We start from the raw sequence: 23565 nt of genomic DNA on the forward strand, positions 1-23565 counted from the left end.
AATATACTCTCTTATTTATCTATATAAATTAACATTTAAAGGAATACTAATTAACATATCTGTGGATAAAAAATAAGACTCAGTGCATAAAACATAAAATTGTTTTATGCACTGAGTCTTTATATAGTGAATAACTTTTAAATCATATTATTTTCTAAGCATTATATTTAGTATTGTGTTATCTGCATTGCTTAATCCGTCTTTAACTAGTACTTCAATATTTTTTATTGTATCTTCTGCATCTTCAAAAATTATTCCGTCCTTTGATGATGGAGATATATTATTCATTGCAAGAGTTGCACATTGAATTGCAGCATTTGTTGCTGTTGCAATCTTTAAAGCACATGTACTTTTAGCACCATCACATATCATGCCTATAACATCTGATATCATATTATTTACTGCATGCTTTAGATTAGTAAGACTTCCACCTAAAAGATATGTTATACCACAACAAGCACCTGTTGCCCCTGCAATACCTGCACCACAAAGAGGTGAAAGTCTTCCTATATACTCTTTTATATGGATAGTCATTAAGTTACTTATAATTAATGCTCTTGCAATATCTTCATCTGACTTTTCTAATACCTTTCCAGTTTCAGCTACTGGCATTGAACAAGCAATTCCTTGATTTCCTGATCCAGCAGTCGTCATTATAGGCATTGAGCATCCATCCATTCTAGCATCTGAAGCTGCTGCTGTTGCTGCAATTACTCTATTTGCCAGATTATTTGTAAATAGATTAAAGCCTTTGTCTTCTATTATTTTACTTCCAACTTCTAAACCGTATCCACCTTTTAATCCTTCATCTGACACTCTTCTATTCATATTAGCGCCCTCTAATATAAACTTTATATCTTCAAAAGGCATATTAGTTGCAAAATTATATATTTCTTCAATAGATAGGCCACTTGCACAACTTGAATCTTTACTTCCTTTTTCCAATGAGTCTTCTTGATTATCTAAGATAACCTCTTCATTTTTTTGTATCAATACAACATTAGTATGATCTTTTGCAATTACAACCTTAGAAATATCATGTTCTCCTTTTGCAATTACTTCTATATAAAGTTTCTCGGAAGTATCTTTTTGAAATACTTTAATTATTTTATCTTCCACAATCTTATTTGCTTCTTCTAATTGTTCTTTAGAAAAATCTGATAATATTTCAAGCTTCTTATCTGATTTTTTTATAATAGCACCTAAAGCAGCTGCTATTTCTATACCTACTTTTCCTGTTCCAGGAATTCCAACTCCTAAAGCATTTTTTATAATATTTGCACTAAGTAATAATTCTATATCACTTAATTTCTCATCTAAATTTTCTACCGCAATTGAAACTGCATAGGCTACTGCTATAGGTTCTGTACATCCTTCTGCTGGAAGTATTTCTTTACTTAATATATCTAAAAATTCTCTTCTCATAATCTGTTCCCCTCTTCCCCTATGTTATGACCTAATTATAGCACTTTTAGCCTTGAAGACCTATAGAATGATTCTTCTCTTCAATTATTTCCTCAATAGTTTCATCTCCTGATTTATCTCTAGCTAAAATAATTGTTGATATCAGTATTAATACTGTTCCTATAACAAGTGCAAAAGTAAGCTCTTCTCCAAATAATATAATTCCCATTATTATACTAACAATAGGCTCAAAAGTTCCAAGAATTGATGTTGAAGAAGCACCAATCATCTCTATTCCTTTTAATAGTAATATCATTGATAGTATTGTAGATATTACAGCTATTAAGATATATGATATACCTAAGTTAATCGTAATCTTTGTAATCAATGAACCATTTATAAGACTATATATAAACATTCCAACTGCCGCTCCAAATGTTATATACATTGTTATTACTCTATTGTCTATATCTGCAATTTGTTTCATAGCTAACATTATTACATTGACTCCATAAGATATTCCTGAGAATAATGCTAAAAATATCCCTAAAGCACTTAACGTATTATTTTCAAATGCTATTAATGCATAAACTCCAAAGCCTGCCAATATTAATGAAATCAACTTACTTCTGCTCATCTTTTGCTTAAAAAAAGCATATTCCAATATACATACAAAGACTGGATAAATAAAATGTAATGTAGTAGCTAGTCCTGCACCTAAGTAATTATATGACATAAATAATGTTTGAGTTGTTATTGTATATCCTATAATCCCTGTAAGAAAAAGTAATAAAAATTGTTTTTTAGTTACTTTTATTGATACCTTTTTGAATAATAAATACACTAGTAATACTAATGATGCTATTGCAAATCTAAAGAATAATACTGTATTAGGATTTGATCCATTTATATACGCAAACTTAGCAAATATAGGCATTAAGCCAAAAGCTACTGATGCTAAAATCGCAAATAATATTCCCTTGTAATTTTTCATAAATTTACCCCCTAAATAATATTATTAGTAATTAAAATTTCTTTCTAATTTCTATGTCCAATTACTCATTCTAATTATCTATATTTTCATTGTCAATTAATTGTTTCAACTTTTATTATATTTTTTATTTAGGGGGGTAAAAAGTATTCATTTTATCTGTTTTCTGGAATTTTAATAGTAAACTTTGAGCCTACTGAAGGTCTACTCTCTACAGATATAGTACCACCATAAATTGTTACTATTCTCTGTGCGATTGAAAGCCCAAGACCATTCCCACCAGTTTTACTATTTCTAGATTCATCTACTCTATAAAATCTATCAAATAATAAAGGTATATCTTTTTCAGGTATTCCAATTCCTGAATCTTCAACAGTTAATATACTATATCCACATTTATTCTCAAATTCTATTTTTATATCTTTTCTATCCTTTGAATATTTAATTGCATTATCTATTAAAATTATTAGTAGCTGTTTTATGTGCAAATCTTTCATAGGAAATAAAGTTAAACCATTATAATTACAAGTAATGTTATAATCTTTATGTACTACTGAAAAGTCATTTAATACACTATCAGTAACTTCTCTTATACTACAATTTCCTTCTATCATTTCATCAACTTTATCTAATTTTGAAATATCTAATAAAGCATTAACTAGAACTATTAACCTATCAACTTCTTCACTACTTGCCCTAATTGATTTATCTAATACTTCTTTATCATCTTTTCCCCATCTATTTAATAATGATAAATGTCCTTTTATTATAGTTAATGGAGTTCTAAGTTCATGAGAAGCATCCTGAACAAATCTTCTTTCTCTATTAAATGAATTTTCAACATCATCCATTAATGAATTAAAAACTATTCCAAGTTTTGATATCTCATCATTGCTATTACTAACCTTTACTCTTCTATCTAGTCTTCCTTCATCTTTTATTTCCTTCATTGTGTTAGTTAGTTCTCTTATATTGCTAAGTAGCACTCTAGATATAATAAGACCTCCTATAATACTTATTATTAGGCCAAGTATTGTAGTAATTATTATCAAATACCCGTAAGATTCGAATATATCTTCAAATATTTTAAGATCTATTCCATACTTATTTTTATGATCAAAAAACCACTCAAAGAATACAGTAGCTTGAGCTATAGTTATAAAAATCAAAAATATCATAAAGATTATAATAGAGCCTACAGTTATCTTCCAAAAGATAGGTAGATTTTTATACTTCTCTTTAATCATTATCCCTCATTACATATCCAACGCCTCTAACTGTTTGAATATATTTCTCCTTATCTGATTTATCTAATTTATTTCTAACATATCTAACATATACATCAACTATATTAGTTTCAGCCTCTGAATTATATCCCCATGCACTATTTAATAATACTTCTCTAGTTAAAACCCTATTTTTATTTTTCATGAAGGTTAGTAGTAACTGAAATTCTGTATTGGTAAGCTCTATTATTTCATCATCTTTTCTGACCATTCTACCTTCAATATCTAATGATATATCTTTAAATTTCATCTCAGCTTCTTTGTTAGGTTTTGTAACTCTCCTAAAGATAACTTCCATCCTAGCTAATAATTCTTCAATAGCAAATGGCTTAGCTAAATAATCATCTGCACCAGTTTGAAGCCCTGTAACTTTATCCATAACACTATCTCTTGCTGTTAACATAATAATTGGAGTATCCTTTTCTTTTCTTACTCTTCTACAAACCTCTAATCCATTTATTCCAGGTAACATTAAATCTAAAAGGATTAAATCATAATCATTTTCTAAAGCCATACTTACAGCAAGTCTCCCATCATTTGCAACATCAACTTCATATCCTTCGTATTTTAATTCCATCTGTATAAATGAAACCATATTCTCTTCATCTTCAACTATAAGTACCTTATACATTTCTACGTATCCTCCTATCCTATAAATTTACTTTATAAAAGAAAAAAGATGGATTTAAATCCATCTCTACTTTCATATTAATCCTCAATTAATGGATTACTTATTTTTATTATAGCTCCTGTTTCACCATCAACAGTCACTTTTTGAATCATATTCTTTTCATCTTTTATTTTGAATTTATATTCTACATGTAAGTCATCTATCTCTCTTTCACTCTTAACAACTGTTCCTTTTACCTGCTCTAGTGCAATTGTTTGCGCTTGATCTAATGTATACTTTTCTGAATCTTTTATAGTTTTAAATGCAATTCCACCTGCAGCCACTCCACTAACAACAACTAGTGCAATAAGAGAAAATAATACTTTCTTGTATTTTTTAAATCCATTTTTAACTTTGTTTTTTCCCTCTTTAAGTAAATCTTCTTTTTTATAACCTTTATTTGTATTATCATCAAAATTTGATTCACTATTTGAGTTATTTGTTTCCTCTACTTGTTCTACCTTTTCTGCTTCTATATATTCAACGTCATTTTTCTTTTTGTTTTCATCCATTTAAAAAATCCTCCTTGAAATCATTAAGTTTATGTCTTAATAATATCAAGGAGAAATTAAAATACTCTTTAAATTAAATGAGAATTTTCTAATATAACTAATTTAAGCTAAAGAACTTTGTAAATGCTTCTACTGTATAGAAGTTATCTTTAACAGATGCAAGTTCTCTAACTGAGTGCATTCCTATAAGTGGTGCTCCCATATCTACAACTGGTATACAAAGGTCAGCTGCTGACATTGGTCCTATTGTTGTTCCACCCTTTACATCTGATCTATTAACAAATTTTTGTACTGGTACATTAGCTTCTTGGCATACTGATTCAAATATACCAGCTGCAACACCTTCTGTTGAGTAGCTTCCTGAAGCTGCTATTTTAAGGACTGGACCTGCACCTAATAATGGTCTATTTGTTGGATCATGTTTGTCTGGTAAGTTTGGATGTACAGCATGAGCTAAGTCAGCTGAAATCATTAATGAGTTTGAAACTGCTCTAAAGAATTCTTCAGTACTTTTACCTAAAGCAATTGTAATTCTTTCAAGTGTTCTTCTTATAAGATTTGATTGAGCACCTTGTGCAGTTAAGCTTCCTATCTCTTCATTATCAATACAAATCATTACTTTTGTTGAATCTATATCTGTACTATTTATTAATCCTTTTATTCCTGCAAATACCATCCATTGATCATCTAATTTTCCAGCAGATATGAACTCTTCATTTATTCCCATTACGCATCCTTTTTCATATTCATATAAGAATAAATCAAAATCTAATATCTCCTCTTCTGAAACTCCAAGTTCTTTAGTTAAAAGGCTCATTAAGTAACCTTTCTTTTCTAACTCTTCATTTACAAATCCTACTAATGGTAAAGTATCCTTTTGTCTATTGAAGTTATATCCTTCATTAACTGTTCTATTCATGTGAATAGCTATACTTGGTATTATTAATACTGGCTTATTTATGTTTACTAATTTAACTTCTGGCTTTAAAGGTGATTTTCCTTTTAAAATTACTCTTCCAGCTACTCCAAGTGGTCTATCAAACCAAGTATAAAGTATTGGTCCACCATATACTTCTGTGTTTAATCTTACATAATGGTCTTCTGTCTTCATTTCTGCATTTGGTTTTATCTTAAATCCAGGTGCATCTGTATGCGCTCCTATAAGTCTGAATCCATCTTTTTCGATTTCTCCATTACCAACTTTAAAAGCTATTACTGCTGAGTTATTTTTTACTAAATAGTATTTTCCACCCTTTTTAAGGCTCCATGAATCTTTTTCAAATATTTCTTCAAAACCTTCTTTATCTAATATATCCTTTACTGAATATGCAGCATGATAAGCTGTTGGACTTTCATATAAAAAATCTATTAATTCTTGTGCTAATTTCTTTTCCATGTTAATTCCTCCTAACACTTTCCACTATTTATATTAAATACATTCTATCATATTTAATTATATATATGATGTAATGATAGTTCATTTAATACTTTATTCAAACTCTACTAATTTACAATAAAGGCCTACCTTTGTAATTCTACTATTTACAAATTTCCATATGAATATTTTAATGTAATTTATGTTATCAATAACTATATAAAATTATTACATTCTACATAAAGTAATTATATCACATCATATTCCTCATTATGTAAAATAGTAATTTTACCCAAATAAATTTGATTAATATTTGTTAGTAAGTTAGAATAAATTATATAATTTAAACTGGAGGGAAAATTTCAATGCTTTCAAATCTTTTAGTAAAAACCTTCATTAAAAATAATGAAAATACAAAGGATAAAGATGTCCGTAACAATTATGGTTTCTTAGGCGGAATAATCGGTATAATAGTTAATCTTATCTTATTTATGATTAAATTTACTGTTGGTATGTTGGTATCTAGTATTGCAGTAACGGCAGATGCATTTAATAACCTATCTGATGCAGGATCGTCCGTAATAACTATAGCTGGTTTTAAAATGGCTAATATGCCAGCAGATGAAAAACATCCATTTGGCCATGGAAGAATGGAGTATTTATCAGCTCTTGTAGTGGCATTTATGGTTATGCTAGTTGGACTACAATTTGTAAGATCATCCTTTGAAAGGATATTAAATCCTGAACCTATAAAGTTTGAATGGGTTCCATTTATATTACTTATTATTTCAATTTTTCTTAAGTTTTGGCTTTCAAGATTTAATAAATTTATTGGAAATAGAATAGATTCATCTGCACTAAAAGCAGCTTCTGTTGATGCTTTAGGAGATGTATTCACATCAACATGCGTTGCTATATCTTTACTTGCAGCTAAATTCACTACATTCCCTATAGATGGGTATATAGGTATTGTTGTAGCTTTATTTATAGTTTATTCTGGATTCTCTTTGGTTCGTGAAACTATAAATCCACTTCTTGGAGAAGCACCAGATCCTGAACTTGTAAAAGATATAGAAACTATGATGTTATCTTATGATAATATAACTGGTGTACATGACCTTATAGTTCATAACTATGGCCCAGGTAGATGTATGGCCTCAGCTCATGCTGAAATACCATCAGATATTGATATTATGGAAATACATAATATTATAGATAAAGCTGAAAGAGAGATATCTAAAAAATTAAATATTTACTTAGTTATTCACATGGATCCTATATGCTTATCAGATGATGAAGTTAATGCAGCTTATAAAGAAGTAAATAAAATTATTAAATATAATCCTTTAATAAAATCAATGCATGACTTTAGAATAGTTGGAGAAGGAAATGAAAAAAATCTTATATTTGATATAGTAGTAAATTCAAAAGCTTTATGTAAAGTTATGGATGAAGAAGATCTAAAGAAGGATATAATTAAGTCAATAAAGGAGATTCATCCTCATTATAATTGTGTAATAACAGTAGATCATGATTATAGTAATGATTAGTTAAATTCCTTTTAATTAAGTTAAGTATACCTTGTTAAGTAGAACTAGTTAAATGATTATTTATACTCTACTTAATGAGGTATTTTTTGATTAGTTTTAATTACATATAAAGGAACATTTGTAATTGTTTTAAAGTTTTCTGTGTGTTATACTAACTTTGTTATCATTTGAATAAGGGGGATATTCAATGTTTTGTGAAAAATGTGGGAGCGAACTGAGCACTGATGGAAAATGTAATAATCCTTTATGTGAATCCAACAAAGAATGTATTCATTTAGATGAAGCTAAAGAATCAGAAGCATCAAATGAATTTGACTCTTCCTATAATGATTTTAATAAGAGACAAGATAGTAGTTCATATTATCAAAATTCTTATAAAAATAGCATAAATAATGATGAAATAACTTCCGATGAATTTGTTTCATTTATAGGACCTAAAAATACTGAGTATTATTTAGAAAAATTGGAAATGTACAAGGATAATGAAAAGTTTTCTTCTTGGAATTGGGCTGCATTCTTTTTAATGGTTTATTGGCTTTTATATAGGAAAATGTACAAAATTGCTGCTATATTATTTGCAATTAATTTAGGAGTGTCATTTCTCTTAGGTTCTTTTGCACCAATAGCTTTCTTAGCTATAAGAATAGGTGTTGGAGTATATGCAAATCAAATATATATAAAAGATTCATTAACTAAGATAAGAAATATTAAAAAGTACTCTAAAAATTTAAGTACTGATGCACTTTATTTACGTTTAAGTACTAATGGTGGTACTAATCTCGTTGCACCTTTAGTTTTATTTGGAATAACTGCATTCATAGTAATATTAACTGTTCTAGTCTTTATATCATTACTAGGAGCATTTTTCTTTGGAGTTTAATTTTAAAGGGATGTTACAAAACTAATTAAAGTTGCTTTTATAACATCCCTTCTTTTGACTAAAATATAAAAATAAGAAGTGCTCATAACTATTTACTAATAATTTTGTAGCACTTCTTATTTATTGCATTATTTATTCTATAACTAATATATTTGCACTTCTTCCATCTACTATTATTTCATCGCAAATATCTTCATTAATTCCATCTTCATCGATTCTTTCTCCATTAGCAATTAGTTTCCATATGCCTTCTGAAAGCTTTACTTTTACTTCATCTTTATTACCATTTAATATAACCATTATCTTTTTGAATTTATCATTTAATGCACTACCATTTATTATATATGAAACAACATTATTTTCTTTAAAATCTAAAAACCTTAAATTTTCTCTTATATCTTCAGTTGTGTTCATTCTAAAAGCTTTATGATTTTTTCTTAGATTTATAAGTCCCTTGTAGTATTCGAAAACATCTTTATATTCTTCTTTTCTACCCCAATCCAACCTATTGACTAAATCACTTGATTTAAAACTATTTTCAATTAAAGTGCCATTCTCATCAACCTTAGTTCTTAAGAATTCCTCACCTGCATGAATAAATGATATACCTTGTGAAGTTAGAATTATTGTGGCAATTAGTTTATTCATTTTTATACGCTCTTCTTCAGGCTCTTCACTAGCTGTTATATAAAGCTTATCCCATAGTGTATAGTTATCATGTGCTGATGCATAAGTAACTGTCTGATATGGCTCATTTGCCCAAAATTCATCTGAATATATAACTTTTGAATAATCTATTTGATCATGATTTGTTGAAGCTACTATTCCACATTTTATTGTTTCTTCAAAGTCTTCTCCTCCATTTACGAAACCTGGCTTTTCTTCAATAAATACATCACCCTTAACACCATCTCTTATATCATCACTAAATGCCGCTATTTGAATCCTTTCGTATTGAGTTGTATTCTTCTTTAAAGCTCTATCATTTTCTTCTAATGGAGTATCTCCTCCAGTCCAACCTTCACCATAAATAATTATAGATTTATCTATTTTATCAAGTTCTTCTCTTATTAGCTTCATAGTTTCAATATCATGTAAGCCCATTAAATCAAATCTGAATCCATCGATATGATACTCTTTCGCCCAGTATACTACTGAATCTATCATAAACTTTCTAAACATTTTTCTATCTGATGCAGTTTCATTTCCACAAGCTGAACCATCTGAAAGATTTCCATTTTCATCTTCTCTATAGTAATAGTATGGTACTACTTTATTAAACAATGAATTTTCTGATTCATATGTGTGATTATAAACTACATCCATAACTACTCTTAGACCTTCTTTATGAAGATTTAATACCATATCTTTAAATTCTTTTATTCTTATATCTCCATCAAAAGGATTAGTTGAGTATGAACCTTCTGGGCAATTATAATGTTCTGGGTCATATCCCCAGTTATACTGCGGCTCATCTAACTTTGTTTCATCTACTGATTTATAATCAAATGTTGGAAGTAAGTGTACATGAGTTATTCCAAGTTCTTTTAAGTGATCTACTCCTGTAGCTATTCCACCATCGGTTTTAGTATTTGACTCCCATACACCTCTATATTTACCTTTAAAATTTGATCCTGAATTATCATCTATTGTAAAATCCCTTATATGCATTTCATATATAATTGCATCAGTTGGATCTTTAAATTCTGGCTTTTTATCCTTATTCCAACCTACTGGATTGGTTTCTTCTAAATCTACTACCATTGAATATTCTCCATTAGCAGATACAGCTTTTGAATAAGGATCTGTAACTATATTTACCTTATCTCCTATTTCTATTTCATATCTATAATAAACTTTATTTAAATCTCCATTTTTCTCTAAAGTCCATACATTATCTATTTCTTCCATCTCAATAGATTTAAGTTTACATAACTTATTCAGCTGATCATCTTTATAAAATAATTGTAATGTTACCTTCGAAGCTACTGGTGACCATAATCTAAATATAGTTTTATCTTTTGAATATATCGCTCCTAGTTCTAAATCATAACCATACTTTTCTTCAAATTCTTTTGAGTTAAATATATCTCTTAACTTGGCTTTTTCATCTCCGCTATACATATTATATATTTCTTTTATATTCATATACCCTCACATCCTTAAACAAACTCTTTATTCCTAAAAGTCCTATAATCATATTAGATAAATTTTTTACTCTTTATGATTATAGGACTTTATTTTATTTATTAAATATATTCTTCCTTGCTTCTCCTAATCTTTTATTATTGCCTCTTATACACTCATAGTATACTCTTATAACTTCACCAACACCCCAAGCTTGGTTATAACAACCTCTAGGATTATGTGGAGAATCTCCATCAAATATCTCAGCTATTCCTCCAAGACATTGATCTTCTATATGAATCTCCATTTCTTTAAGCGCTTCATCTACAAACTTTATAGCTTCTTCTGAGTGCTCATGTACTCTGCAATAACCACTTAAAAATGCTCCTATTGGGAATGACCAAACTGTTCCTTGATGATATGCCATATCTCTATCTATAAGTTTACCTTCATAAATTGGCTTATAATCTTCATGATCTTTACTTAAACTTCTAAGACCAAAAGGAGTATATAAATAATCATATATCTTTTCTATTACTTTAATTTCCTTCTCTTTAGGAAGCATAGTAAATGGAAGGGATATTGCCCATGCTTGATTTGGTCTTATAGACTGATCACTTTCTATATTATTAACTACATCATAAAGGCATTCTTCATCTTCATTCCAGAACTTTTCATTAAATGAATTCTTAACTTTTGCTGCAAGACTTTCATACTCTTTATACTCTTCATCATTAAATTTTTCACCAAGTAATGATGCTATTTTTAATGCATTATACCAAAGAGCATTTATTTCTACAGGCTTACCATGTCTTGGAGTGACAACTATTCCATTAACTCTTACATCCATCCATGTAACTTGGTCTAGCCCATCCCCTGCCATAATTAATGAATCTTCATCCATCTTTATTGAGAAGTCTGTCCCTTCCATATATGCTTTAATAATGTTTTTTATAGTTCCATATAATTCTTCTTTTACAAAGTTTAATTCCTTTGAATCATTTTTATATAATAAATACATATATACTGCATGTATATACCAAAGTGATGCATCTACTGTATTATATAAAGGTTCTTGTCCAAAATCAGGGAACATATTAGGAATTAATCCATTCTTCTCATATATACTAAAACTTCTTAAAATATCCTTAGTATCATCAAGTCTTCCTGTACACATCCCTACACCAGTTAATGCAATCATAGTATCTCTTCCCCAATCTAAAAACCATGGGTATCCAGCAAGAACAGTTTTGCTATTTATTGAATCTCTATCAACTATGAAATGATCTGCTGATATCGGGAGATACTTTGCTATTACTCTATCATCATCAAAAGTATTTCTTAAACTTTCAATTCTCTCTTCTTCTTTTTTAACTATATCCTTAGCATTAATTTCTGTATCTTTTTCAATAGTACAGACTAAATATACTTTTCTTTCTTCATGCGGTCTAATACTAATAGTTACATCTCCTGGAACATAATATCTATCTAAATATTTATCACCTGTTGATTTATCTACATCATAATAAACTTCTGAAGTTATACTAGATTCTTTGGATGATACTTCACCCTCAGATACAAATAATCTTATATTTAAATCCTTTTTAAGCTCTGGGATAAGATTAAAACCATTATCTAAATCACTCTTATTAAATTTAAGGTTTTCATCCTTGCTTGGTTCTCCTGGATTTCTAAAAGAAAACCATGGAGTAAGTATAAGATCTCCACCATCTTTATTTCCTTTAATTGAATACTCTATTACAGCTGTGTTTTTTCCTCGCTCTAAGAATACTCTCTTCTTTATTGAAGTTCCATTTACAAAGTAAGTATACTCTGGTATCCCGTTATATGAGAAGCTTTGAAGGTTTTTATAACCTTCAATAACTTCATCCTTATACTTAGTTGTTGTTAATGGATATTCTATTCCTTTTGAAATAAATTTCTCACAAACTTTAGGTAATATCATATATCTTTCATCTGGAGATTTAAGTGCTGCTATTAATATAGCGTGATACTTTCTACTATTTGCACCTATCATAGTACTTCCTGAGAAAGCACTTCTTCCATTTGAAAGCATCCATTCCTTTTCAATTCCTCTTTCATAACTTTTACAGCTATTTTTACCAAATCTCATAACAAATTCTCCTAAATACTACTTTGTATTTTCAGTCTGATTAATTTCCCAAATATCTTTGCTGTACTCTAATATAGTTCTATCTGAAGAGAATGTACCTGCATTACAAGTATTTTCAAAGCACATCTTAGCCCATCTCTTCTTATCTTTATAAGCCTTAAATACTTCATCTTCAGCCTTTTTAAATGCTTCAAAGTCTGCTAATAAGAAGTATCCATCGCCTTCTTCAATTAATGAATTATATAAATCCTCAAATAATCCAGTTCCTCCATCACTAAATGTTCCATCTATTAGTGAATCTATTACTTTCTTAAGTGAAGGATCCTTTTTGTAGAACTTCTTGCAGTCATACTTTCCTTTTAAAGCTTCTATATCTTCAACTCTTAGTCCAAAAATAAAGTTATTTTCTTCTCCACTTTCTCTAACTATTTCAACATTTGCACCATCATAAGTACCAAATGTAGGAGTTCCATTTAACATAAACTTCATGTTACCTGTTCCTGATGCTTCCTTACCAGCTGTTGAAATTTGCTTTGAAATATCTGCTGCTGGGAATAACTTTTCTGCATAAGAAACTCTATAATTTTCTACGAATACAACCTTTATTTTTCCATCTATATCTTTATCATTATTTATAAGCTTTGCAACTTCATTAGTAAACTTAACGATAGCTTTAGCTCTTCTATATCCTGGGAATGCCTTAGCTCCATATATAAATGTTGTCTTTGGAATATCAAGTTTTGGATTTTTCTTTAATCTATAGTAAAGATCTAATACATATAATGTATTTAATAATTGTCTCTTGTACTCATGTAATCTCTTTATTTGAATATCAAATATTGAGTCTGGATCAATATCTATTCCTTCTGTTTCTTTAATATAATTAGCAAGTTCTTCTTTCTTTTCATGCTTTATTTCCATGAATCTATTTAAAACTTCTTCATCATCTTTAAACTTTTCAAGTTCTTTAAGCTTTCCTAAATCTTTAACCCAAGATTCATCTCCTAAAAGTTCTGTTATAAATGAAGATAATTGTCTATTACATAATCTAAGCCATCTTCTTGGAGTTATTCCATTAGTCTTATTTTGGAATTTCTCTGGATATAGCTTGTACCAATTATTAAGTTCAGTATCTTTTAGTATATCAGTGTGTAATTCTGCAACACCATTAACTGCAAATCCTACATAAATTGCAAGGTTTGCCATTCTAGTTACTCCATCTTTAACTATTCTAAATTCTTCTATATCTTCTTTTGAGTAACCCTTTTTCTTTAATTCTTTTATAAATCTTGTATCAATCATCTTGATTATTTGCACTATTCTTGGGAATAAAGCTACCATTAATTTATTATCCCATTTCTCAAGTGCTTCTGCTAATATTGTGTGATTAGTGTATGCAAATATTCCTTTTGTTATATTAAGTGCTTTATCAAAAGATAATCCATAATCATCTACTAAGATTCTTATAAGTTCTGGAATTGCAAGCACTGGATGAGTATCATTTAATTGAACTGCATGATATTTATAAAGTTCATCAAAGTTTTCTCCATGAAGTTTTATATGATTTCTAATTATATCTTGAAGTGATGCACTTACTAAGAAGTATTGTTGCTTAAGTCTTAATAACTTTCCAGCTTTCATATCATCATTTGGATATAATACTCTTGATATATCATCTGCTTTATTTTTAAGTTCAACTGCTTTAGCATATTTGCCTTCATTAAATGCATTAAAGTTAAACTCTTCTATTGGTTCACACTTCCATAGTCTTAAAGTATTTATATTTTTACTCTTATATCCGATTATAGGTGTATCGTATGGAATTGCTTTAACATCCATGTCCTTAAACTTAACTATTACCTCATCTTTATCCTTTCTTATGCTCCAAGGATCACCATGAGTTAACCAGTTATCTGCACATTCATATTGGAATCCATCTTCAAAGTATTGTTTAAATAATCCATTTGAATATCTAATTCCATAACCTCTTAAAGGTACTTCCATTGATGCCGCTGAATCCATAAAACATGCAGCAAGTCTTCCAAGACCTCCGTTACCAAGTGCTGCATCATCTTCTGCTTCTTCAATTACATTTATATCTATATTTAATTCTTTAAGTAACTCTTCTACCTCTTCATATAATCCTAAGCTTATTAGATTGTTACCAAGTGCTCTTCCCATTAGATATTCTGCTGAGAAATAGTAAGCTTGTTTACCTTCTTCATAAACCTCTTGTGTATTATTCCAATTATCTACTACCGTTTCCATTAAAGCTGCTGAAAGACTTGAAAATATTTGTCCTGCATCTGCATCCTCTAATCCTACCCCATATCTAATTTTCAATTCTCTTTCCATGCTCTTTTTTAATTCTTCTCTCATCTTTTATAGCCTCCCATATAACTTTGTTAAATCGTATATTTTTTTTGCTAATTCATTAGTTAGTTGTCCTGACTTTATTCTCCACTCCCAGTTTCCACCTAGAGTTGAAGGTATATTCATTCTAGCTTCACTACCAAGATCTAATAAATCTTGCATAGTTGCTACTGATAAAAAGCTTACTGATCTCCAAATACCTCTTATAAAGCCAAAACTTACTCCCTCTTCTTCATTTAAGGATAAGTACTTCTTTGCTTTTTTTATTTCCTTTTTTGAAGTATTATTCTCAAACCATCCAAGTACTGTATCATTATCATGTGTTCCTGTATATGCTACAGAATTATTTATATAGTTATGAGGTAAATCAGTGCTATCTTCTCCACCAAATCCAAATTGAAGTACCTTCATTCCAGGAAATCCAGTCTCATTTCTAAATTCTATTACCTCATTTGTCATAAATCCTAAATCTTCTGCAATTATATTTACATCGCCTAAAGCTTCTTTAATTGCATTAAATAGTTTAATTCCAGGCCCTTTAACCCATTCTCCATTTACTGCTGTTTCATCTCCATAAGGTACTTGCCAATAAGATTCAAACCCTCTAAAATGATCTATTCTAACCATGTCATAAAGCTTGAAGCTTTCCCTTATTCTAAGTATCCACCATTTATATCCGTCTTTATCCATAGCATCCCAGTCATATATTGGATTCCCCCATAATTGACCTGTTACTGCAAAAGCATCTGGTGGACATCCTGCTACAAATTTTGGAGTATTATCTTCATCTACCTTAAACATCTTTGGATTACTCCACATATCTGCACTATCTTCTGCAACATATATTGGAATATCACCTATTATTTGTACTCCATTATAATTTGCATATTCCTTAAGCTCATTCCATTGCTTAAAGAATATAAATTGAATAAAGTTATAATATTCTATTTTATCTTTAAGTTCTTTTTTGTACTTATTAAGAGCTTTTTCTTCTCTATTTTTTATATCTTCATCCCATTCTTGCCATGAAACTAAGCCAAAATGCTCTTTGATAGCCATATAAGTACTGTAATCTTCAAGCCAGAATTTATTTTCTTCTTTAAATCTTTTATATCTAAATTCTTGATATCCATTTAATTCTTTACTCTTAAAATTCTCATATGCTTTTTTAAGAATTTCATTTCTAAGTTCAAATATTAATCCGTAATCTACTACTTCTTGGTCATCTCCGAAATTCTTATCAATATAATCTTCCTCTTTAAGAAGTCCTTCATCACATAATATTTTAAAATCTATAAAATGTGGATTTCCAGCAAAAGCTGAGAAACATTGATAAGGTGAATCACCATAGCTAGTATGACCAAGGGGTAGTATCTGCCAGTACTTTTGACCTGCTGATACAAGAAAATCTACAAATTCATAAGCCTCTTCTCCAACGGAACCGATTCCAAATTTCCCTGGAAGAGAAGAGATATGCATTAATATCCCACTACTTCTCTTTCTCATAATTTTTATACCCTCCTAAAATTCATAACTCTTTTTAATGTTATCTTTATCCTTTGATATTATTGTAATATTTAGTTTCTTTACATCAGTTTGTCCTTCAACTTTACAATTTACATTAATATCTCCATCTTCATTTTTTATTTCTATATTAATGTTATTATATGCACCCTTCATATACTCTTTTGACATTCCATCATCATCATAAAGGATATAATTTGCTCTATCTTCTAAGAATGCTATAACATTTAACTCTTCATTTTTTATACTTTCTACATTCTTTGCTGAATCTCCTAATACTAGCATCTTATCTTTTCTTATAAAGAATATAAACTCATCAATATCAGCTTCTATATAATTATGTCCTTTAGCCATTACTTCATACTTAATTTCATCTAATGATTTTACCTTTGCCATAAGCATATCTTCTGGTAAATATACATATCTACCTTTAGCATTTTGCTTAATAATTGGTGCAAGCATTAATGAATCACCTAGAAGTACCTGATCTTCTATTCCTCTTGAAGTTTCATCATTATACTCAAAACTTAATGGTTTAAACATAAGTTCATTATTTATTGCTGCCTTCATATATTCACTATATAAATAAGGAATAAATCCATATCTAAATTCTATAAGTTTCTTAAGTGTACCCTCTGTTTCTTCTCCGAAAGCAAACGGTTCTTGCTTTCTTGTTCCCATAGCTGAATGATTTCTAAATAGTGGAGTAAATATACTAAATTGGAACCATCTCTTCATTAGGTCCTCAGTACAATTTCCTCCAAAACCGCCTGTATCTGCTCCTGTATAAAGGTAACCGCACATATTTAAATTTGGCATCATTTTTACATTCATCTCTAAATGCTCCCAAAGTGATGTATTATCTCCAGTCCAGATACCTCCATATCTATGCATCCCTATTGATGATGCTCTTGAGAATAATAAAAATCTTTTATTACTATCAATACTTTCTAAACCTTCTGCTGCTGATCTTGTCATATTATGACCAAATAAATTATGGACATCGTTATGCTTTATTATATTTCCGTCCATATTATGATAGAAACTATTATAATCAGCTTGGCTATTACTTAGTCCTGTAAATGCATCTTTTAATGCAAAGAAACTATAAATATCTAGATTCTTACTTTTACTTTCTTCTACTTTTTCATAAGCCTTTTTTAGTCCTTCTTCTGAATAGAATATAGCTGGTTCATTCATATCATTCCAGAAACCATCTATTCCCTTATCCACTAACCATTTATACTTCTTTCCAAACCAAAGCCTTGCTTCACTATTTAAGAAATCTGGAAAATGTACTCTTCCTGGCCATACTGCTGCTACAAAAGGTTTTCCATCTTTATCTTTGCAATAATAACCTTTTTCTACACCCTCTTCATAAATATCATAGCCCTCTTCAATCTTAACTCCTGCATCTATTATAGGAATTAATCTTATTCCATCCTTTTTCATATCAGATACCATATCTTCAAAGTTTGGAAAAGCTTCTCTGTTTACTGTGAAATTTTTAAACCTTTCCATATAGTCTATATCTAAGTATATACAATCTATAGGAATATTCTTTTCCCTAAATTTATCACCAAGAGTTCTAACTTCTTCTTCATCCTTATAACTCCATCTACTTTGTTGATATCCAAATGCCCATTTAGGAGGAACATAGCTTTCTCCTATAAGTTCTCTAAACGCCATTGAAATATCATTTAAATTATCACCATCTATTATATATAAATCATAGTTGTTTCCTTCTACTTCAATATATAATTCTTCATTCTTAGAGTAACCCACATCAAATTTCACCTTAGATGGTGTATCTATAAATACTCCAAAACTTCTATCTACTCCATGTATAATCAAGAAATTATGAGCACCATATAGTGATCTTTTATCCTGAGAATGGTTTGGATCATCTGCACAATAACTTTCAAATATCCAACCTCTCTTATTTATACCTCTAACATTTTCGCCAAGACCATAAACCAAATCTTCTTTTTCTAACTTAAGTATTAACTTACTATTATCATTATGAAAGTATGGTATATTTCCATCTTCTGCTTTTATACTCTTAATAACAGAATTACAATCTACTATCTTTCCGAAAGAAAATTTTCTTATCTTCATATATTCTCACATCTCTCTCTAAACTATATTCTTTTACATGATTCTCTCTCAACTAATTTAGTATCTAACACTACATGCTTATTTTCTGAATTATTCTTTATTAAATCAAATAACATATCTACGCTTTGTTCTGCCATTGCTCTTCTTGGCTGCACTACTGTAGTTATTGAAGGATTATAAAATTCTGCTATATCCATACCATCGAAACCAAGTACTGATATTTCATCTCCAACCTTAATATCATTATCAATTAAAGCTTTTACACATCCAGTTGCCATAATATCTGATATACAAAAGATTGCATCTATTTCTTTGTTGTTCTTTATAAGCTCTTCTGTAACATCATAAGCACCTTTTGCGCTATATTTACCATATACTTTATATTCATCTTTAACTTCTATTCCATTTTTATTTAATGCATCAATATATCCTAGTAATCTTTCTGATCCAAGTCCAGCATCTTCTTTCAGTCCAAGGATAATTGCAATATTCTTATGTCCTGTATCTATTAGATATTTAGTTGCATTAAAAGCTGATTCTGCTTGTTTTATCCCTATTGAGGAAAAATTATTTGCATCTGTATCATAAGTACAGTTTGTGGATGCTAATACTAACGGAATATTTATATCCTTAAAAGTATCTTCGCAAACCTCTTTTATATCGCAACCTAAATATATTATTCCTTGAAGCTTTCTTTCTTTTTCAAGTTCTATTAAGTTCCTAACTTCTGCTGTACCACTAGCTGAATAATCTGTATGTCTAAGTACCATAGTACATCCATTTTTAGTTATTCTTTTACTTATTACATCTATCATTTCTGAGAAAAACGGATTGAATACCCCTCTCACTAAAACTCCAATGGTGTTGGAATTAGATTTTTTTAAATTCCTCGCACTATTATTTGGTATATAATTACTATCTTTTATTATTTTCTTTATTCTCTTTCTAGTCTCATCTTTTACATCTGGATGATTATTTATAACTCTTGAAACAGTTCCAACTCCAACTCCAGCAATTTTAGCTATATCATTAATATTCATGTCTTACGTCCTCTCAAACCTTATATTATTTCTTCTTTAAAATTATATATGATAAAGATTCTAATGTGATTTTATCATTACAATTTATAGTAATATTATTACACATATCTATATAATTTCCTTTTATATTCAAAGAAATTTCTGATATTTTTTCATCATTGTTTATAATTACAATAGTTTCTTCATCATCTGATCTTCTTCTAAAAGAAATTATATTCCCTTCTTCATATAAACATTTGTAGTCACCATGAATTAATGATTTATTTTCTTTTCTTATTTTTATAAGCTCTTTATAATGATCTAAGATTTCTTTATTTTGATTTTCTTCCTCCCAAGTCATACATTTTCTGCACTGTGGATCATCTCCACCATCTATTCCAACTTCATCTCCATAATAAATATATGGAACTCCAAGATAGGTGAATTGAAATACTATAGCAAGCTTCATTTTTTGAATATCATTCTTGCACTCTGTCAAAAATCTAGTTGTATCATGACTTCCAAATAGATTCCAAAGTTGTCTTGTTATACTTTCCATATAAATGTATCTATTCATTGAAAGTGCATCATTTAATTCCTTTGCATCTATAGTTCCTTTTGCAAAGAAATCAACCATAGCATGTTTAAATGGATAATTCATAATAGAGTCAAGTTGTTCTCCTCTTAAGAAAGATACTGCTTCATGCATTATTTCCCCAATAAGGACTGCATCTCTTTTTACCTCTTTTATTCCAACTCTCATTTCTCTCCAAAATCTATGATCTACTTCATCACAAACATCGAATCTCCATCCATCTATATCTGCCTCTTTAATCCAATACTTAGCTACATCAATAAAGTATTTTCGGACATTCTCATTATTAGTATTAAGCTTTGGCATATTCTTAACATCATTTGCAAATGTATAGTAATTCACTTTATCTTGATCTATAGGCAAGTCATCTATATGATACCAATCTCTATATTCGGAATCCTTTCCATTTTCAAGTATATCTTTAAATGCAAAGAACTCATCTCCTGTGTGATTAAATACTCCATCTAATATGACTTTAATCCCCTTCTCATGTGCCTTCTTAACTAGATTTTTTAAATCTTCTTTATCTCCAAACTGTGGATCAATTTTATAATAATCATTTATATTGTATTTATGATTACTTGGAGACATAAATATTGGAGTCATATATATAAGATTTACTCCAAGATTTTTTAAATAATCAATCTTGTCAGTTATTCCCTTTAAGTCTCCACCAAATATTGATTTAGCGTCGACCTCATCTCCCCATTTTTTTATCCCTTTAGGATCATTTTCTTTATTACCGTTACAAAATCTATCAGGAAATATTTGATAGACAACTGCTTCTTGAAGCCATTTTGATTCTTCATATACATCAGCTTCTCCTATATATGCATATTGAAATGGTATAAGATCTGTTTCTTTATTTCTTATATTCTCTCTATATCCACGTTCATCATAGTAATGAACTTTTCCCTCTAAATCTGTAATTTCAAAATAATATCTGTATCTATTTCTAAATACTTTTATATCCGCTGAATATATTTCTAAAAGATTATTATCTTCAAATAAATTCATCTTAATTGCCTCATATGAACTTTTAAAATCATATCGACATCTATAATAAAGTTTAACCTCTTTAATATCATCTTTTGCAACTCTTAATGTTATTCTTAAGGTATCTTTATCAATTGCATATGCATAAGGTACATCTGGTATATGATAAATAGCTTGCTTATTCATAACATCCTCCTAGAACTTTACCGTATATATTATTCTTTAACTGCTCCTGCAACTAATCCTTTTGATACAAATTTTTGAATTGCTGCAAACATTATTGCAAGTGGAATTGTTGCCATTACTGATGCTGCTGCATACGCAGTCCAGTTTGCTGAAACACCACTATCCATAAATGATTTTAATCCTATTACTAAAGTTTTCACGCTTGGATCTTTAAGTAATGCTGCTGATAAAATAAATTCACCAAATGTTCCAATGAATGAAAAGAAAAATATAACTACAAGCATTGGTTTAGTTAATGGTAATATTATTTTTCTAAATATTTGTCCATGTGTTGCTCCATCAACAAGAGCTGATTCATCAAGTTCTTTAGGTAATCCTTGAATATATCCTTTCATAAGCCATATATTATAAGCACTAGCACCACACATTACAAGAACTAAGAACCATAGATTATCCATTCCCCATGGAAGCTTGTATGCAACTCCTAAAATAGCAGGTAATGCCATAGAAGCTGGGAACATTTGAAGTATTAAAAGGAACATAAGACTATACTTTTTACCAGTAAATCTTAATCTACTAAATGTATAAGCTGCTGGTAATGTCATTAAAACTTGAGCTAATGCAACAAATAGACATACTTTAAATGTATTCCATACCCATAATAAGAAATCAGTTTCTTTAAGTACAAATGCATAATTTTCAAATGTTATCTTACTTGGTATTATACTGCTTTGTGTAAAGCTTGTACCTTCTGAAAGTGATGCAGTAACTATTGCAAGCACTGGGAATAATACTACTGCTATACTAAGCCAAATAAATATTCTACTTATCAAAAGCGTAACTTTTTCAGGTTTAGTTAATCTTCTCTTATGCTTATATTTCTTATTCTTATTTAAACTCATCATATTAATCCACCTCTTTAAATTGGCCAGATGCTTTCATTTGAACAAATGCTATAGTTCCTACTATTATGAATAGTATTATTGAAAGTGCTGCCCCTAAATCAAATCTTCCAAATTGAATTGTCATTTTGTAAGCTGCTGATCCAAGTACATCAGTATAACCTGCAAATGGTGAATCTGGTCTTACTGGTCCACCACCTAATAAAAGGTATGCTGCTGTAAAGTTACCAAAATTAAATGACCATGATCCGATTAAAAGTGGAAATGCAGTATTTGCAAGAGATGGTAGTGTTATTTTAAAGAACTTTTGTACAGGTGTTGCGCCATCTATACTTGCTGCTTCATAATATGTTTCAGGAATTGCTGCAAGAGCTCCTATACATACATTCATCATATATGGGAAACCAAGCCAAATACTTATAAGTACTATCGCTGTTCTTGCTGCCCATGGCTCTGTAAGCCACATGATAGGTTCTGATATTAAATGAAGATTCATTAACATTCCGTTTATAGCTCCATATTGGCTATTTAAAAGTCCTGTGAAAGAAATTATAACTATAGTTGCTGGTAATGCCCAAGGTATTACTAGAAAAGCTTTATATATAGCTGATTCCTTCATATTCTTATTTGATAGAATTAATGCATATATTAATCCAACAAAAAAACCACCAAAAGTTATTATTGTTGTTGAAACTATTGTCCATCCAAATACCGGTAAGAAGATTTCTTTTAGTGGACCTGTTATAATATCCGCAAAGTTTTTAAGTCCAACAAACTCCCATCCTGTATTAAGTGTTTTTATATTATAATTTGTAAATGCTATTACTATGGTACATATAATAGGAAGTACAGTTAGTATAATCATACTTATTAGTGATGGTGACATAAACTTTAAAGCTCTTAAGTTATCTTTATATGTTATC

The 23565-nt window shown here is 29.4% G+C and carries 17 protein-coding genes; 2 read left to right on the top strand and 15 right to left on the bottom strand.

All coding sequences use genetic code 11. The features are described from left to right. Positions 1–147: 147 nt before the first annotated feature. The 6 genes from ACQPUW_RS12855 to ACQPUW_RS12880 form a co-directional block, all read right to left on the bottom strand. The gene (locus tag ACQPUW_RS12855; RefSeq protein WP_430837900.1) at positions 148–1425 is read right to left on the bottom strand and encodes a serine dehydratase subunit alpha family protein; all 1278 of its coding nucleotides are present in this window, start codon (positions 1423–1425) and stop codon (positions 148–150) included. Positions 1426–1471: 46 nt separating this feature from the next. Then, the gene (locus ACQPUW_RS12860) at positions 1472–2398 is read right to left on the bottom strand and encodes a DMT family transporter (RefSeq protein ID WP_430837901.1); all 927 of its coding nucleotides are present in this window, start codon (positions 2396–2398) and stop codon (positions 1472–1474) included. A 152-nt stretch (positions 2399–2550) separates the two neighbouring features. Beyond that, positions 2551–3642, bottom strand: a complete 1092-nt coding sequence (locus tag ACQPUW_RS12865) for a sensor histidine kinase (RefSeq protein ID WP_430837902.1) — start codon at positions 3640–3642, stop codon at positions 2551–2553. Beyond that, positions 3635–4312 (bottom strand): response regulator transcription factor, encoded by a 678-nt coding sequence (locus tag ACQPUW_RS12870; RefSeq protein WP_430837903.1) that lies wholly within the window; start codon positions 4310–4312, stop codon positions 3635–3637. The genes ACQPUW_RS12865 and ACQPUW_RS12870 overlap by 8 nt, the downstream gene beginning before the upstream one ends. A gap of 77 nt (positions 4313–4389) precedes the next feature. Beyond that, positions 4390–4863 carry a PepSY domain-containing protein gene (locus ACQPUW_RS12875; RefSeq protein WP_430837904.1) on the bottom strand — a complete coding sequence of 158 codons (474 nt, stop codon included), beginning with the start codon at positions 4861–4863 and terminating at the stop codon, positions 4390–4392. A gap of 97 nt (positions 4864–4960) precedes the next feature. After that, positions 4961–6259, bottom strand: a complete 1299-nt coding sequence (locus tag ACQPUW_RS12880; protein WP_430837905.1) for a M18 family aminopeptidase — start codon at positions 6257–6259, stop codon at positions 4961–4963. A gap of 344 nt (positions 6260–6603) precedes the next feature. Here ACQPUW_RS12880 and ACQPUW_RS12885 point away from each other — a divergent pair, with 344 nt between their 5' ends. Both ACQPUW_RS12885 and ACQPUW_RS12890 read left to right on the top strand, forming a co-directional pair. Next, positions 6604–7788, top strand: a complete 1185-nt coding sequence (locus tag ACQPUW_RS12885) for a cation diffusion facilitator family transporter (protein WP_430837906.1) — start codon at positions 6604–6606, stop codon at positions 7786–7788. 187 nt (positions 7789–7975) lie between these two features. Next, entirely contained in the window at positions 7976–8668 is a 693-nt protein-coding gene (locus ACQPUW_RS12890) for a DUF2628 domain-containing protein (RefSeq protein WP_430837907.1), read from the top strand. A gap of 132 nt (positions 8669–8800) precedes the next feature. Here the strand turns inward: ACQPUW_RS12890 and pulA are convergent, their stop codons facing one another. From pulA to ACQPUW_RS12935, 9 genes are all read right to left on the bottom strand, one after another. After that, positions 8801–10816 carry a type I pullulanase gene (gene pulA, locus ACQPUW_RS12895; RefSeq protein ID WP_430837908.1) on the bottom strand — a complete coding sequence of 672 codons (2016 nt, stop codon included), beginning with the start codon at positions 10814–10816 and terminating at the stop codon, positions 8801–8803. A gap of 94 nt (positions 10817–10910) precedes the next feature. Continuing rightward, a complete protein-coding gene (locus tag ACQPUW_RS12900; RefSeq protein ID WP_430837909.1) occupies positions 10911–12929 on the bottom strand; it encodes an amylo-alpha-1,6-glucosidase in 2019 nt (672 codons plus the stop codon). A gap of 18 nt (positions 12930–12947) precedes the next feature. Further along, the gene (locus ACQPUW_RS12905; protein WP_430837910.1) at positions 12948–15308 is read right to left on the bottom strand and encodes a glycogen/starch/alpha-glucan phosphorylase; all 2361 of its coding nucleotides are present in this window, start codon (positions 15306–15308) and stop codon (positions 12948–12950) included. Positions 15309–15311: 3 nt separating this feature from the next. Further along, positions 15312–16808 (bottom strand): 4-alpha-glucanotransferase, encoded by a 1497-nt coding sequence (gene malQ, locus ACQPUW_RS12910; protein ID WP_430837911.1) that lies wholly within the window; start codon positions 16806–16808, stop codon positions 15312–15314. Positions 16809–16823: 15 nt separating this feature from the next. Beyond that, on the bottom strand, positions 16824–18944 hold the full coding sequence (locus tag ACQPUW_RS12915; protein WP_430837912.1) for a TIM-barrel domain-containing protein: 2121 nt from the start codon (positions 18942–18944) through the stop codon (positions 16824–16826). Positions 18945–18967: 23 nt separating this feature from the next. Continuing rightward, the gene (locus ACQPUW_RS12920; RefSeq protein WP_430837913.1) at positions 18968–19984 is read right to left on the bottom strand and encodes a LacI family DNA-binding transcriptional regulator; all 1017 of its coding nucleotides are present in this window, start codon (positions 19982–19984) and stop codon (positions 18968–18970) included. 25 nt (positions 19985–20009) lie between these two features. Further along, positions 20010–21740, bottom strand: a complete 1731-nt coding sequence (locus ACQPUW_RS12925; RefSeq protein ID WP_430837914.1) for a glycoside hydrolase family 13 protein — start codon at positions 21738–21740, stop codon at positions 20010–20012. 29 nt (positions 21741–21769) lie between these two features. Then, complete coding sequence (locus tag ACQPUW_RS12930; RefSeq protein ID WP_204593114.1) at positions 21770–22645, bottom strand: sugar ABC transporter permease; 876 nt, start codon at positions 22643–22645, stop codon at positions 21770–21772. A gap of 1 nt (position 22646) precedes the next feature. Further along, positions 22647–23528, bottom strand: a complete 882-nt coding sequence (locus tag ACQPUW_RS12935) for a carbohydrate ABC transporter permease (RefSeq protein ID WP_430838092.1) — start codon at positions 23526–23528, stop codon at positions 22647–22649. Positions 23529–23565 lie beyond the last annotated feature (37 nt).

It is taken from the genome of Clostridium sardiniense, assembly GCF_050584765.1.
Classification (GTDB): Bacteria; Bacillota; Clostridia; order Clostridiales; family Clostridiaceae; genus Clostridium; species Clostridium sardiniense_A.

Bases quoted from the DNA above. Each gene is read 5' to 3' on its own strand.
- ACQPUW_RS12900 (WP_430837909.1), bottom strand. From the start codon at position 12,929: ATGAGATTTGGTAAAAATAGCTGTAAAAGTTATGAAAGAGGAATTGAA.
- ACQPUW_RS12870 (WP_430837903.1), bottom strand. From the start codon at position 4,312: ATGTATAAGGTACTTATAGTTGAAGATGAAGAGAATATGGTTTCATTT.
- ACQPUW_RS12875 (WP_430837904.1), bottom strand. From the start codon at position 4,863: ATGGATGAAAACAAAAAGAAAAATGACGTTGAATATATAGAAGCAGAA.
- ACQPUW_RS12855 (WP_430837900.1), bottom strand. From the start codon at position 1,425: ATGAGAAGAGAATTTTTAGATATATTAAGTAAAGAAATACTTCCAGCA.
- ACQPUW_RS12915 (WP_430837912.1), bottom strand. From the start codon at position 18,944: ATGAAGATAAGAAAATTTTCTTTCGGAAAGATAGTAGATTGTAATTCT.
- ACQPUW_RS12935 (WP_430838092.1), bottom strand. From the start codon at position 23,528: ATGTCACCATCACTAATAAGTATGATTATACTAACTGTACTTCCTATT.
- ACQPUW_RS12905 (WP_430837910.1), bottom strand. From the start codon at position 15,308: ATGAGAGAAGAATTAAAAAAGAGCATGGAAAGAGAATTGAAAATTAGA.
- ACQPUW_RS12860 (WP_430837901.1), bottom strand. From the start codon at position 2,398: ATGAAAAATTACAAGGGAATATTATTTGCGATTTTAGCATCAGTAGCT.
- ACQPUW_RS12925 (WP_430837914.1), bottom strand. From the start codon at position 21,740: ATGAATAAGCAAGCTATTTATCATATACCAGATGTACCTTATGCATAT.
- ACQPUW_RS12890 (WP_430837907.1), top strand. From the start codon at position 7,976: ATGTTTTGTGAAAAATGTGGGAGCGAACTGAGCACTGATGGAAAATGT.
- ACQPUW_RS12880 (WP_430837905.1), bottom strand. From the start codon at position 6,259: ATGGAAAAGAAATTAGCACAAGAATTAATAGATTTTTTATATGAAAGT.
- ACQPUW_RS12930 (WP_204593114.1), bottom strand. From the start codon at position 22,645: ATGATGAGTTTAAATAAGAATAAGAAATATAAGCATAAGAGAAGATTA.
- malQ (WP_430837911.1), bottom strand. From the start codon at position 16,808: ATGAGAAAGAGAAGTAGTGGGATATTAATGCATATCTCTTCTCTTCCA.
- ACQPUW_RS12865 (WP_430837902.1), bottom strand. From the start codon at position 3,642: ATGATTAAAGAGAAGTATAAAAATCTACCTATCTTTTGGAAGATAACT.
- pulA (WP_430837908.1), bottom strand. From the start codon at position 10,816: ATGAATATAAAAGAAATATATAATATGTATAGCGGAGATGAAAAAGCC.
- ACQPUW_RS12885 (WP_430837906.1), top strand. From the start codon at position 6,604: ATGCTTTCAAATCTTTTAGTAAAAACCTTCATTAAAAATAATGAAAAT.
- ACQPUW_RS12920 (WP_430837913.1), bottom strand. From the start codon at position 19,984: ATGAATATTAATGATATAGCTAAAATTGCTGGAGTTGGAGTTGGAACT.